The following is a 14345-nucleotide window of genomic DNA, read 5'->3' on the forward strand; positions in this document are numbered from 1 at the left end:
TTTGTGCTACACTCAAGATAGTTCCCGCAAAAGAATTATAAGGAGTGAAGACAAATGACCTATACCCATCTTACATCAAATGAACTTGCAATGATAGAGGCGTATTATAATAATCATCAATCTGTAGCTAAAACCGCAGTACTATTGAATAGATCTAGACAAACGATTCATAAAGTTTACCAATTTTTCAAAACAGGGCACAATGCTCTAGATTATTTCAATCAATACAAGAAGAATAAAACTCGCTGTGGCAGACGTCCTATTGTCTTATCAGATGAACAAACAGAATATATTCAAAAGAGGGTTGTTCAAGGTTGGACACCTGATGTGATTGTTGGCCGTGCAGAGTTTTCTATTTCTTGTTCTATGCGTACACTTTATCGTATGTTTAAACAAGGCGTATTTGAAGTGACTCACCTACCTATGAAAGGAAAACGTAAAGCCAACGGACACAAAGAAACTCGGGGAAAACAATCTTTTCGTCGATCACTTCGTGACAGAGGAAATGATTATTCTAAATTCAATCAAGAATTTGGCCACCTTGAAGGGGATACTATTGTGGGTAAAAAGCACAAAAGTGCTGTTATTACCCTCGTTGAGCGATTATCTAAAGTAATCATCACTCTTCAGCCAGAAGGCAGACGAGCTATAGATATTGAAAATCGTTTGAACCAATGGATGCAATCTGTACCTAAGCATCTATTCAAATCAATGACTTTTGATTGTGGAAAGGAATTTTCAAATTGGAAATCAATCAGTAATATAAATGATATTGATATCTATTTTGCAGATCCTGGTACACCATCACAAAGAGGGTTAAATGAAAACTCTAATGGTTTATTACGTAAAGATGGTTTACCAAAGCAAATGGATTTCAACGAAGTTGATGAATCTTTTATCCAATCTATTGCATCGAAAAGAAATAATATCCCTCGAAAATCATTAAACTATAAAACACCAATAGAAGTATTCTTGAGTCACATATGCAAAGAGGAATTGTCTAACTTAATTTGACAATTAATAGGTTTAAAAGTTGAAATAGCCAAAAGTAAAGATTGGGAACTAAAATCAGGATTACAAGTTTTGTTAGATGAAGAGTTAACAAAAAAAGATGCATACTACAGACAAAAAAGTATAAAAGAAGAAGCAGATAGACAAGAAGAGGAAAAAAGAGTTGCTAAATATCAAAAAGAGATTAAAAAAGCAAAATTAGTATCACTTATAAAAAAAATAATTTTTACAATTATAATTGGTATTGTCGCCTTAATAGCATTACTCTGGTATTTTTCAGGAAGTAATCAAGATAATACAAAAAATACTTTTGGTGAAAGTAATATTACTAAAAAGAAAAATTCTGATGCTGAGAAACAATCGACTGTGAAAAGTAGTTCTCAATCTTCAACTTCAAAAACTAAGAAGAGTGATGATAAGGTATCAAATGCTGTTACAACAAAAACTAATTTTCAAGTAGAAGTTACAAAAAATCAAATAGATGTTAGAAATTCACCAGATATTAATTCCCAGATTATATCCACTTGTCAGCTCGGAGTATATACAATTGTTGAAACACTAGAAGCTGATGGCTACAATTGGGGGAAATTGGAGTCTAATGAAGGATGGATTAATTTAGCTTCAACTAGCAGAATTTCAGAAAGTGAAGTAAAGGATGCTGTATCGACTACAACAGAGTGGGAGAAATATTACAGCTATTACTATGTACCGTCTAATACTTCTACTTTAATGATGGCTGGTTTTAAGTTGGAAGCATTTGGCTATGTTACTTTATACAGATCTGGTGCAGAAATAATGGCTTCTAACTCGGGTAACCCTGTAAAAGGAAGCTATACAATTGAAAAATACAGTTCTTCTGAACAAGTTACATCTTATGTAATAAATCAAAAAACAATAGTCAATGGAGATGCTCCTGAAACGAAACTAGTTAGTCCAAATATTATCTTGAAAATCCAAGTTCCAGTTTCAGAATTAAAAAAAGCGGATAGTAATATGTCCCAAGATGAAGATAAAGTATATTATGGTTACATTAGTAATTTAGGACAACATATATTGACAGATGGAAATAGTCCGATGCCACAAGTGTTTTTTAACAGGGGGGAGTAAAGAATTGTGGTACTGTATCAATTAAGTTTTATATTATTAAATATAATGAGGTGAATAATGAGTACTGAAAGTTTATATTTTGTTGGTGCAAACTATAGGGGTCAAAGTCAATTGTCGAGATTTCTTAGAGAAGGAATTTGGGAGTTAGGTTGGCAAGGTGATGAAAACAATAAACAATATGTAAAGATGGCTAGCTTACTAAATAAGATTGAATCTGGGGATCAAATCCTTATAAAATCAACTTTTACAAGAAAATACAATCTACCATTTAAAAATCCTAATAATAATTATTATTCTGTAATGAGATTAAGTGCTAGAGGAACAGTGACAGAGAATATTGGTGATGGACATACCTTAAAAGTTGATTGGGAAGAAGATTTCAAGCCTAAAGACTGGTACTTCTATACCAGTCGAGAAACTATTTGGCAAGTAAAACGTGATACAACATTACATGAAGTTAACGATTTAATAAATTTTGCACTTAACGATCAGGAACAGAACTATCAAATTTATCTAAAAGAACAATCTAACTATGTTGCTACGAACGAAGAAGTTAAAGAGGTCAGTTTAGATAACTTTTATGTTTGGTATGAAGAGCATAAAGATGTTTTATTACCAAAAGCTAAAGAAGGTGCAAAAGAAAATCGTAAATTACAAGAAGATTTTCTAAAAGATTGGCCACTTGAAAAATTGTCTTCAATGACACTTGATGATTATGTTATTGGAAAAGGTGCAGAGAATAACTCGTTATGCTATCAATTAGAATTTGGTAAATACAGCAACTTATTTTTAGGAATAAAAGGTGGGTCTTCTGGGAAATTTGGCATCTATTGGCATAATATTAAAGAACAATATTGTGGTCCAAATAATCAAATTATTCCTGAAACAGAAGTAGAAAAATATTTCAATAACTTAAAATCTGAATTGATTGAAATACTAAATGCTGGAATAAAAGGGGATTTTGAAAGTAAATTCTTTAATAAAGATGGGCAAGCAAACTCTTTTTATAATAGGCCTAATGTACTCACTAAGTTACTTTGTGCTTATTCCCCTAAAGGAATGTATTCAGGAATTAATATGAATAAGTTCCATAAAGAGGTTTTCGATAAGTTATATGAAGTTAAAGGCAGAGGTGGAGTGTATAAACAAAATCTTGATTTAACTAAAATAATTAGTGAGGCGATACCAGAATTAGATAGCGAATTATTAGGTTATCCCCTTTGGGAATATCGAAATTTTATAACTGGTGAAACTGAAGATGAAGTTGTAAATAACAAGTCAGAGTTTATAAATGAATACAGTAATACTTTAATCAATGAAAAAAATATTATCTTTAGAGGAGCACCAGGAACAGGAAAAACATTTTTATCAAATCAAATAGCTTCTGACATTGTATCAAATGGTCGAACTGATAAGATTGAGGAGTTAGACTCAGAAGAGAGTGAAAGAATATGTTTTGTTCAATTTCATCCTAGTTATGATTACTCTGATTTTGTTGAAGGTCTTAGACCAAAAATTGATAAACAAGGTAACATGGGTTTCAAGCTTGAAAATGGGATATTTAAACAATTTGTTTTAAAAGCGATTGAAAATTACGAAAATGGGAAAAAATCTCATGAAGAGCAACAAAAAGAAGCAAATACAAAAAATAAAATACTTAGCTACCTAGATGAAGTTAATTTGGGTGAAGATGTTTTTGAAATTAGTTCAGGGAATAAGTTCTATATTGAGTCATTTTCTGAAGAAACAATTGAAATCAATATACCTGGAAATGCAATTTCTAAAGCAGTGACTTTAAAGGTCAAAAAGTTAAAAGATATTTTAGAGGCTGGTGTGAATTTTAAAAAGGGTAAGGATATCAATGAATACTTTTCAAATCATCGTAGACAAGAGGACTCTTATTATTTTGCTCTATATAATAAAGTAAAAAATTATAATTTGAAGGATTCCAATGCAGATGCTGTGGAATCAGTAAAACCATTTATTTTTATCATTGATGAAATAAACCGTGGTGAGATTTCAAAAATATTTGGTGAGTTGTTCTTTTCAATTGATCCATCTTATCGTGGCAATAAACAAGGAGTTTATACTCAGTATGCCAACATGCATGATGAAGATGAACCAAAATTCTATATTCCCAAAAATATTTATATTATTGGAACAATGAATGATATTGATAGATCAGTTGATACATTTGATTTTGCAATGAGAAGAAGATTTACCTTTATTGAAATATCAGCAGAAGATTCAGCAAATGCTATGGGATTAAATAGTAAAGTTCATGACCAAATGCTACGCTTAAATGAAGCGATAATAACAATAGGAAACTTATCAACTGATTATCAAATTGGAGCAAGTTATTTCCGAGAAATTGATATTGAAGAAAGTAGAGATGAGTGTCCAATTTGGAATCATAAATTAAAACCATTATTGAGAGATTACTTTAGAGGTGAAGCTAATGCAATTAGCAAAGTAACTCAAATTGAATCTAGATATTTCAACGAGGGCTAATTAATGGGAATTTACACACTTAGAGATAATACTTTTGTTTCAGATGAGATATCTTCAAAACCCATTATTACTAAATTAGTCAATAAGTCTTTAAATGAACTTTATGATGAAAATATACTTATTTTTCCACCAACTTTAAAAGAATCAGATGATTTAGATGATGACAATGTTATCTTCAAAATGTCTAAAGGCAAAACCTATAGCAGCAATATCGTGGGATTGCTTTCAGATTCTAGCGATGAGGTGAAAATATTTTCTAGATTCTCAAAGAGTGAGAAACAAGATTATTTTTTAAGATACATGTTCTCAAAAGTACTTAATTTCAATGTTACAAACAACGAATTAAATAGTTCAGATGAATTATCTTATGAGAAGATTATTATCTTTTTGTTTCCTTACTATTTTAAAAATGCATTATCAAAAGGGATATACAAGGAATATATAAAGAGAAAACACAATAATCTTAATGTTAGAGGAACAATTGATATTGCAAGACATATAAAAAACAATATCCCTTTTGAAGGGAATATTGCTTATAATACAAGAGAATTTAGCTATGATAATAACCTAACCCAACTTATTAGACACACAATAGAATTCCTAGAGAGTTGTTATTCTTTTTTGCTTGATTCTGATAGTGAGATACGAGAACAAGTACTTATTCTAAAGAGGTATACATCTAATTATTCTAAAAATAGTAGAGAAAAAATATTATTTGAAAACAAACTTAATCCCGTAAAACACGGGTATTTTGAAGAATATGCTATTTTACAAAAAGTATGTATTCAAATTTTAGAAAATCAAAAGACAGGGTTTGGACAAGATAATCAAAAAATAAATGGACTTATCTTTGATGTTGCGTGGCTATGGGAGGAATATATTGCTACCATAACTAATTGGGATCATTTCGGTAGAAAAAGTCATTTAAAGACACTTCGTATGTTTGAACAAGAAGATAATATAACCAATCGATTGAGGTACCCTGATTTTGTGGTGGGAAATATCCCTATTGATACAAAATATAAGAGAAACCTAGATAATAGAAATGATTTAAATCAGATTATTACATATATGCACATACTAGAGTCAAATCAGGGTGTGTTCCTACAACCAACTGATATTGAAATTGAAAGCAATGCTGTAAAATTAGGCACTCTTAGTGGATTTGGGGGAGAAATTTTGTCTTATAGGTTCTCTATTCCACAGGATATAAGTAGTTATTCTGAATTTATCAATCAAGTAAAAAAAGAGGAATTGAAGTTATTTCAAAATTTTACGACATTTAATACCTAAAAATAAGACACAGGGCTTTTCCTACTCTGTGTTTTGTTATTATATTAACGATTTGTGTAAAAGTGCATTCTTTTTCTGTTTATCAATAACTTCAATAAAATTTCTAAACTCCTTTTTTAGTTTGGTCAGATTATTTTCAGATATATTATCTATAAAATGAAGCTCTTTAATAAATATTGGGAATGATCCTTTTTCATATAATGATCCTTTGAAAAAGAAACTTCCTGAAATAATATCAACAGATACCAAAGAAGATCTCCAACGTACCCTTCGCTTGTATGTTGGTTTCCATCTAATTTTAAGTTGATTTTCACTTATATACCAACCCATAAGTTTGATATTTATTTCTTTATTTTCTCTTTTATCTTTATATAAACATATAACTGCCAAAACATTTTCTCTATTTGATTTTATGAATGGATGGAAATCATTGTATTCAGCGTATTGAGTGATAGGAACAATATCTAGTTGTTTTTCTAAAATTACATCTTTTTCATCTTCTTTTGAAGAATACCTGAATGGGTCATAGTAATCCTCAGATATTTGAATATCTTTTAATCCTTGAGATTTAAAATTTAATTGTTCAAACCTTTCTGATAAAACCTCAGGATTATTTAGATTTAATAAGTGCTATAAAAGGTAAATTCGATTATAAGAAATCTGTTGTACCTTATATTATCTATTTCTTATTAAAAACAGGTATGAGATATGGTGAATTGATTGCTCTAACTTGGGAAGATATTGATTTTGATAGGGGAGTCTTTAAAACCTATAGAAGATTCAACTCTGAAACGAGTCAGTTTGTTCCACCAAAAAATAAAACGTCAATCCGAATGGTTCCAGTTGATAATGAATGTCTCGAAATTTTGAAAAATCTTCAGATTGAACAAAATCAATCCAATAAAGATCTTGGATTACAAAATACAAACAATATGGTATTTCAATATTTTGGTTATCCTAACAGTGTACCTAGTACAAACGGTACAAATAAGGTTCTAAGAGGCATTGTTCAAGAGTTGAATATTGAACCGATCATTACTACAAAAGGTGCTAGACACACCTATGGAAGCTTCCTATGGCATAGAGGATATGATTTAGGAATCATTGCGAAAATACTTGGACATAAAGACATATCTATGTTAATTGAAGTATACGGTCACACGCTTGAAGAAAAAATTCAAGAAGAGTACAATGATATTAAACAACTGTGGCAATAATTTAATAACAAGGGATTAATAGATGACAGATGAAGAATTTGCAGATTTGGTTGAACAAAAAAGTATTGGTAAGAGAATAAGTTCTAGAAATATAAATGACATTGAAGAATTTTTTGGCGATGAAGATTTTTCGGAATATGAAGATGTTTTTTCGTAAAAACTTTAATTAATCATGATATCATTTATGAAAATTAACATTAGAATAAGACTACAAAAAAGAAGTCATTATGACTTCTTTTTTTGTATAAGTTTTCTGCTATTTATTTGAATTTTTCAACAGCTCATTAAGATAGTCTATTGCTTCATTTTTGGTTTTAAATCTTTTTCTATATCTTTTAGAATTTATAACTTTTTCAACTAAAAATACAGATTCTTTGTATCGGCTTTCTAAGTATATATTTGGAATATCTTCAATGTTCATTTCATAAGATATGTTATTTAATTTATTATCTTTATATATATCTTTTGGAATCTTTGACTTACTAGTAATTTTTTTAAAATTCTTTTTTTTGCTTTTAGATTTTCTTTGGCTAGTTTCATACTCCAGTTTTTTCTGAGATGCAATGTTTTCACCAAGCAATTGTTTATTTATACTATAAGCTAATGGTAGGAAGGTCTCAATCGGTAACCTGTAACCATTAATAACTGGAATTTTTATAGGAACATCACCAATATCAACAGAGTTCTTTTTTCCTTGATATGAATTAATTGATTGGATATTGTTAATACTTATTTCTGGGAATTCATTAATTGTTAATAAAACCATTGATAAACGAATTATATCATATGTGGATAATGGTCTCATTTTCCATAATAAATGAGAGCAATCGTTGAATGCATAGCCAGAGACAATTAAGGCTGTAAAGAATTCAAATGGATTATTTTTATATCCAGATTCTAAGATTGGGATAGACGCTTCTAAGGCTAATTTTGCACTATATAAATGTGGACCTAATATATCAGAATATCCGCAGTTACCCACGAATTCATTACCTATTTTTTTAATTTCTCTTTTTATTTTATTGATATATTTTTTTGGATCTGAAATAAAAGCTTTTAAAACTTCTTTGTTTTCAGCATTTCCAGCTCTTCTATAACCTTGAAATTGGATAGTTTTTATTGATTGGTCTGCTACGTTTGAAATTCTTTGTTCCTCACTAATTTCTACAAGTGAGAAGTCCGTAAATTTTTTTAATGAATTTTCAATGCTTATTAGTCCATAAAGTGTTTCTGTAGGAACTAGTTTTCCAAATTGTTCAATTGATAAGTTTTCAAACCATCTTGTGTTTTGATAACCCGCATGAACTGCAATAGAGTTACCAAAATGCTCATCCTTATGAGTATGTCCCCTAATCAACCAATATTTTTCATTTTTCCAATTACCAATTAAACTATCTTGATAACTAGTGATTAATGGCAAGTTACTGTGTGATTTCCACCAAGTATCTAATGGTTTTGTTGCAATCTGATTCATTGGCCAATGTGAAATAATGAATAGTTTTTCTGAATCATTAATCGTTCTTATTTGTTTTTTTGTAAAACTTACCCATTCTTTATTCAGTTTTCTTATCTTATTTATATTAAAGCCTTTAATCTGATTTATATCATTAATATTTCCCTGAAGATCAGTAATGTTTGCATTAAAAGTAAATCTTTTGTTATCTAATAAAAATTCATCTTCTAAAATATGAAATTCAAAATTTGTAAAGCCAGAATCACCAATAAACGATAAATCATTTAGTGTCACTTTTTCACCTGTCGTAAGTAAATGACAATACTTAAAATCTCTAGTTGCATTTTTTGCTATCTTAATTGACTCTTGAATTGACTTCTTCTCACTATTGTAACTCCAAAAATCGTGATTTCCTAAAACTGTAAAAACTGTGATTTTTTTCTCCTCTAATTGAGAAAAAAAGTTAAGTGTCTGAGTTAAATCATTGAAGAAGTCTCCTGCCAAAATAAAAATACTATTATCTTTGTTTTCATTTAACAAATTAAGAAAATGATGGACATTATTTTCAATATCTTCTTTAGAATATTGAACAGATAATTGTAATTTTCGAACTGCTTCATGAAATTTGTCTTCAGTCATTTTTGAAGAAAAAATTTTTTGAAGTCGATCTTTTATATGGGGAGGAATTCTTTTAACATCAAAATGTATATCACTCATTATATAAATAATTGGTTTATCCATAATAAAGTACCTGCTTTGAAAGTTAATAAAATTATAACATAAAAAAGATAGCGTTTTCGTACACTATTAAGCTAATTTGTAATATACATGTTAAATTCTAGTTTTTTCGGGGTGGAATCCTCTTTAGATAAACGAAACAGCTATTATTTTAAAGCTTTTTTTGTGTAGTAGCGTGACTTCTAAATTATATTTCAAAGTCATAATATTAAGTATATAATATAGTTATATCTGTAAAATCCTTGGGAAATCAGATTTACTAATATCTGTTGAAGTACATTTTCTGATGGTTGAAGAAAGAAATTAAAAGAATATGATTTAATAAAAATTTTTCAATTCTTTTATACTGTGCAAGTGAAGTCAAGAATGGTATGACATAATATAATATTATAATAATTGAAAAAGCAAGGTGCGTGAGATTAGAAATGTATAATTGGAATAAGGAAATACAAATAATTATAGATGTCATTGATGAATGTATTAAGAACAAAAGTAATGAAAAATTAACACTTTCATTTCTTGCTGAAAAACTTGGTTATTCAGAGTATTATGTGTCTAGACAATTTAAAAAAATTGCAGGAATGAACCTTCGTGACTATATTGGTCAACGTAGCCTTTCTTTTTCATTAAAAGAAGTAAGAGATACCAACAGAGGATTGATAGAGATTGCTTTAGATTATGGATTTTCTTCTCATGAGGCGTATTCAAGAGCATTTAAAAAATCATATGGAGTATCACCAAATGATTTTAGAAAACATCCGATTCCTGTTGTACTTCGTACAATAATTAAACCGTTTGATTGCTATTTATTAGGTATTGGAGGGATAACTATGTAAAACACAGAAAATGATGTAAAAGTATACTTTGTAGAAATTCCAGCACATAAATTTTTACATATTAGGAATTACGAAAGTAACGGATATTGGGATTTTTGGCAGAAACAAAGAATCATTCCTGGTCAAGATTGCGAGACAATTTGTGGACTATTACAGTCTATACCAGGCAATTTAGATGACCAGGGAGAATATGAATTAAATAGTTCTAGTGGTCAAATAATGGCTTATATAAATGAACCTGAGGGAAGAGTCTGTAGCTGGGGAATACCATTGGCAGAAAGTTACGGAGTCAGATTACCTCATGATTATGCGGGAGAGGTACCAGAGCATATGCAACTCATGGATGTCGAAGAAGGTACTTATATTGTCTTTGAACACGGTCCATTTGATATGACAACTCAAAATCAAAGTGTGGAAATGAAAATTGAACAAGCCATGAAAACCTTTGATTATGAGTTGTCAGGTTATGAACTTGATAAGAGTCAAGGTAAAATTTTCTATTTTTATTATGATCCTAAGCGTTTTTGGAAATATATTAGACCAGTTAAAAAGTTAGATATATGAGAAAGCAAAAGTATAGCTATAATTACTTTTTTGTATTTTTGTAAATTTAATTTTACATATACACTATTATGTGGTGAATATGATAAGTCTGGAAATATTTTTAAATCTTCTGAAGAATGAGTTAAGAATAACAAAAACTGTGTACATCAGATCATTCCTGATGCCTATCATAATTCCAATCAAGATTAACCAGAAGTTGTTAACAAGCTGATTAATAATTATCTTAATGAAATAGATTACGGATATACGTGATAGAAGTAGGGCGTCAAGATATTAAAAAATAGGAATTTATTTTTTCGGGGACAAATGGTGGGACAAATCCCCTCCAGACAACCAAAAAAGCCTTTAAGTAAAGGCTTTTTCTCATTTATTTAGATGCCCCCTACAGGGCTCGAACCTGTGACCCATAGATTAAGAGTCTACTGCTCTACCAACTGAGCTAAGGAGGCGTAAAAAAAGAATGCTGTATTGGCACCGGTGGTCCACGTTTTGTATTGATCCCGCACGATATAAGCAGGTGGGTAACGCGTCCTCTCTTGGAAGTTGCTTCCGCGTGAAACGGCTTGCAGACTAGAGAGAAACTTTGTTTCCCGAAATACAAAGAAATAGTCGGTCAACACTTATATGTGGACTCGTATGCCACAGCAATTTTTCTTTATATATATGATACCACTTTTTGAGAATTTTTCAAGACTTTAGGGGAGTTTTTTGGAAACGGTTGCTTGCTTTCACATCTTTTCAATTGTCAGAAAGTTTGTCAATCCTTTCTTTATTGGCTCCGAGGGCCCTCTCATACTTACCAGTTTCATTTGGGTCAAAATAGTTTTTATTTTTAATCTTATCTGGCAAGTATTGTTGCTTAACCCATTTCTCGGGATAGGCATGGGGATAGAGGTAATCTTGGGCGTTGCCAAGTTCTTTGCTGCCAGAATAGTGGCCATCGCGCAGATGCCTTGGAATTGGCAGGTTACCTGATTTCCGAAGGTCGCTAAGTGCAGCATCCATGGCCACATAGGCCGAATTAGATTTGGGTGATAAGGCCAAGTCAATAACCACATTAGCGATCAGTATGCGTGCTTCTGGGAAGCCGATTTTCTGCGCAGCATCGAGTGCTGTGACGGTGTGAATTTGAGCCTCAGGATTGGCCAAGCCGATATCCTCATAAGCGATGACGGTCAAGCGGCGAGCCAAAGAAGGTAGGTCCCCGGCCTCAACTAAACGTGCGGCGTAATGGAGGCTGGCGTTGACATCAGACCCCCGAATCGATTTTTGCAGAGCAGACAGGACATCAAAGTGACCGTCCCCATTTTTATCCATGGTAATATAGCTTCGCTGCAAGCTATTTTCAACCGTATCCAGCGTCACATGACGACTTCCGTCCTTGTTAGGATGGGTGGACATAATGGCCAAGTCTAAGGAATTATAGGCAGACCGTAAATCGCCATTGGTGGCTGTTGTGATGAAGTCCAAGGCATCCTCGTCTAGTTTGACCTCAAACTCGAAACCTCGCTCATGATCGCTGATAGCAGCTTGAACAGCCTCTTTGATATCTTGATTGGAAAGTGGCTCTAGCTCGAAAATTTGAACCCTGCTGCGGATGGCAGGTGTGACTGAGAAGAATGGATTTTCAGTGGTGGCCCCAATCATGATAATGTTGCCATTTTCCAATAGTGGTAGTAAGAAATCTTGCTTGGTTTTATCTAGTCTGTGAATTTCATCAAGCAAAAGAACCAGTCCGCCGGAGAACTTAGCTTCTTCGGCGATTTCTTGGAGCCGTTTTTTGGTGTCAACCGTCGCATTAAAGGTGCGAAAGGCATACTTAGTTGTGCCAGCAATGGCACTGGCTATGGAGGTTTTACCAATTCCCGGAGGTCCAAAGAGAATCATTGAAGATAACATGTTGGCATCAACCATGCGGCGGATGATTTTGCCTTCGCCGACTAGGTGCTTTTGTCCAATGACTTCGGAAATCGTTCGTGGACGCAACCGTAAGGCTAAATTATCAGGCATCAGTTTCCTCCAATTCTTTTGTGAATAGTAAGTCGTCGTGTGGAACACCATTACTGATCAGGTGTCCTTTGAGTTGGGCTTCCAGTTTAAAGCCCATTTTTTGATAGAGTTTGATGGCAGAGCCATTGCCGCCCGTCACATGCATAGTGATTTTTTTGTAGCCAAGAGCTAGGGCGATGGGAAAGAAGTTAGACAGCATGGCTTGGCCGATTCCCTGCCCTTGATTTTGGCTAGCAATGGCTAGCCAAAAAGTTACAACGTGAGTTCCTTGCTCAAAAGGATACATGGGATTAAAAAAGAGATAGCCTAAAATAGTCCCAGTTTCTTCCTCAAACAGTATCCCAGAACGAGCTTCTTTGCTGCGTTCAAGATCTTTAGCTGTGGTGGCACGATCATAAACGGGCGAATTATAAGGGTTCCAAACCGAATTCTCGATTGCTATGACTTGCTGGGAGTCTTTTTCTTCTATTGACCGTATCAGCATGCGTTCTCCTTTGAAATATTATTCTTTCATTGTATCAAAAAATAAGCTTTCTTTCATTGAATTGCATATTCAGATAGTTAAGTGCAAGAATTAGGCAACAAAAAAACCATAACCGAAGTTATGGTTAAAATTATTATGCTAATTTTGTGATGTTTGATGCTTGAGGACCACGTTGTCCGTCAGTAACATCAAATTCAACTTTTTGACCTTCGTCTAATGATTTGTAACCATCAGATTGAATTTCAGAGAAGTGAGCGAAAACGTCTGAACCGTTTTCTTGTGTGATAAAGCCGAAGCCTTTTTCTGCGTTAAACCATTTTACTGTTCCTTGAGCCATGTTATATGTACCTCTTTTATATTATTTTGTAAAAAACTTATTAAGAGGAAAACATAAGATAAACTAACACTTTGACTCAAAAAACTTATTTACATTCCCTACTTTAACAGTATAAGTTGGAGAAGTCAATAGCAAAACTCATTTTTTTATTTTTATTAGCAGAAACATTTGCGAATAAGATTGATTCCAGCCCATACCTAGGCTCTTTAAGCAAATAAAATAAAAAATAAAATAAATTTTTAAAAAAGATCATGATTTTTGTTAAAAATGCTTGAAATGAAGATTATCTCAATAATTGGGATAATTACGATCTTCAACTGCAATGCTACGATAAAGGTCTTATAGAATTAAGACTATTTAATGAGGATGGGAGAAGTTTATCTATTTAATTATAAAAAGAAAAAAATCTTCATTATGGCGAGCAGTTTCTATTTTTATCTGAAATTAGTGATAAGATTAAAATAGATCAAAATAGGCTTTAGCCTCTATTAAGTCAGCACCAGTTAAATCAATGAGGTAATTCCCACGTATTAGTTATGTTGAGTACATTTGCATATAAGCATTGCTAGGATTTTTTCTAAGCAATTCAAAGAACTTTATATTAGCAGTTCTACTCTCTGATAAAACATAGTTATGACTTAAAATTTCGACACAAATATATTGTTCCTAAAGTGATTAATATTATTTTTACAATTAATTCAATCCATAATAAATTAATGATTATATAAACGATAAGATGAGTAAAAAAAGCACAAAGGATTATTAAGATTTCAACCATAAAATT

The 14345-nt window shown here is 31.8% G+C and carries 12 protein-coding genes, 1 tRNA gene, 1 other RNA gene and 1 pseudogene; 8 read left to right on the plus strand and 7 right to left on the minus strand.

The genetic code is table 11. From position 1 onward, the window contains the following. The first annotated feature begins 54 nt into the window (after nt 1–54). The 4 genes from MKY69_RS01185 to MKY69_RS01200 all read left to right on the plus strand — a co-directional run bounded on the left by MKY69_RS01185 (nt 55) and on the right by MKY69_RS01200 (nt 5922). Nucleotides 55–1014 (plus strand): IS30-like element IS1062 family transposase, encoded by a 960-nt coding sequence (locus tag MKY69_RS01185; protein ID WP_002360751.1) that lies wholly within the window; start codon nt 55–57, stop codon nt 1012–1014. A gap of 69 nt (nt 1015–1083) precedes the next feature. Continuing rightward, on the plus strand, nt 1084–2118 hold the full coding sequence (locus MKY69_RS01190; protein WP_340790829.1) for a hypothetical protein: 1035 nt from the start codon (nt 1084–1086) through the stop codon (nt 2116–2118). A gap of 57 nt (nt 2119–2175) precedes the next feature. Further along, complete coding sequence (locus MKY69_RS01195) at nt 2176–4629, plus strand: McrB family protein (protein WP_340790830.1); 2454 nt, start codon at nt 2176–2178, stop codon at nt 4627–4629. A 3-nt stretch (nt 4630–4632) separates the two neighbouring features. Further along, nucleotides 4633–5922, plus strand: coding sequence for a 5-methylcytosine restriction system specificity protein McrC (locus MKY69_RS01200; RefSeq protein ID WP_278216484.1), 1290 nt, complete (start codon nt 4633–4635; stop codon nt 5920–5922). A gap of 39 nt (nt 5923–5961) precedes the next feature. Here the strand turns inward: MKY69_RS01200 and MKY69_RS01205 are convergent, their stop codons facing one another. Further along, the gene (locus MKY69_RS01205; protein WP_340790831.1) at nt 5962–6312 is read right to left on the minus strand and encodes a hypothetical protein; all 351 of its coding nucleotides are present in this window, start codon (nt 6310–6312) and stop codon (nt 5962–5964) included. A gap of 212 nt (nt 6313–6524) precedes the next feature. Here MKY69_RS01205 and MKY69_RS01210 point away from each other — a divergent pair. Continuing rightward, nucleotides 6525–7139 (plus strand): annotated as a pseudogene (locus MKY69_RS01210) (site-specific integrase); the annotation flags it as partial. A gap of 22 nt (nt 7140–7161) precedes the next feature. Next, nucleotides 7162–7296 carry a hypothetical protein gene (locus MKY69_RS01215; RefSeq protein WP_046390165.1) on the plus strand — a complete coding sequence of 45 codons (135 nt, stop codon included), beginning with the start codon at nt 7162–7164 and terminating at the stop codon, nt 7294–7296. A gap of 99 nt (nt 7297–7395) precedes the next feature. On the opposite strand, the gene MKY69_RS01220 is transcribed toward MKY69_RS01215, so the two are convergent. Next, nucleotides 7396–9333 carry a metallophosphoesterase gene (locus tag MKY69_RS01220; protein WP_340790832.1) on the minus strand — a complete coding sequence of 646 codons (1938 nt, stop codon included), beginning with the start codon at nt 9331–9333 and terminating at the stop codon, nt 7396–7398. Between the two features lie 410 nt (nt 9334–9743). Between MKY69_RS01220 and MKY69_RS01225 the strand changes: the two genes are divergently transcribed. Then, entirely contained in the window at nt 9744–10166 is a 423-nt protein-coding gene (locus MKY69_RS01225; protein WP_340790833.1) for a helix-turn-helix transcriptional regulator, read from the plus strand. Between the two features lie 270 nt (nt 10167–10436). After that, complete coding sequence (locus tag MKY69_RS01230) at nt 10437–10730, plus strand: hypothetical protein (RefSeq protein ID WP_340790834.1); 294 nt, start codon at nt 10437–10439, stop codon at nt 10728–10730. A gap of 376 nt (nt 10731–11106) precedes the next feature. Here MKY69_RS01230 and MKY69_RS01235 read toward each other — a convergent pair. The 5 genes from MKY69_RS01235 to MKY69_RS01255 all read right to left on the minus strand — a co-directional run bounded on the left by MKY69_RS01235 (nt 11107) and on the right by MKY69_RS01255 (nt 13561). Continuing rightward, a tRNA-Lys gene (locus tag MKY69_RS01235) sits at nt 11107–11179 on the minus strand. A 7-nt stretch (nt 11180–11186) separates the two neighbouring features. Continuing rightward, nucleotides 11187–11381, minus strand: a non-coding RNA gene (ssrS, locus tag MKY69_RS01240) — 6S RNA. Between the two features lie 87 nt (nt 11382–11468). Continuing rightward, nucleotides 11469–12740 carry a replication-associated recombination protein A gene (locus MKY69_RS01245; protein WP_004235324.1) on the minus strand — a complete coding sequence of 424 codons (1272 nt, stop codon included), beginning with the start codon at nt 12738–12740 and terminating at the stop codon, nt 11469–11471. Next, entirely contained in the window at nt 12733–13224 is a 492-nt protein-coding gene (locus MKY69_RS01250; RefSeq protein ID WP_071520168.1) for a GNAT family N-acetyltransferase, read from the minus strand. The genes MKY69_RS01245 and MKY69_RS01250 overlap by 8 nt, the downstream gene beginning before the upstream one ends. Nucleotides 13225–13357: 133 nt before the next feature. Further along, nucleotides 13358–13561: a cold-shock protein gene (locus MKY69_RS01255; RefSeq protein ID WP_003105608.1), complete on the minus strand. Its 204-nt coding sequence runs from the start codon at nt 13559–13561 to the stop codon at nt 13358–13360. Nucleotides 13562–14345: the final 784 nt, after the last annotated feature.

Origin of the sequence: Streptococcus sp. FSL R7-0212 (genome assembly GCF_038007985.1) — a bacterium.
GTDB lineage: Bacteria > Bacillota > Bacilli > Lactobacillales > Streptococcaceae > Streptococcus > Streptococcus parauberis.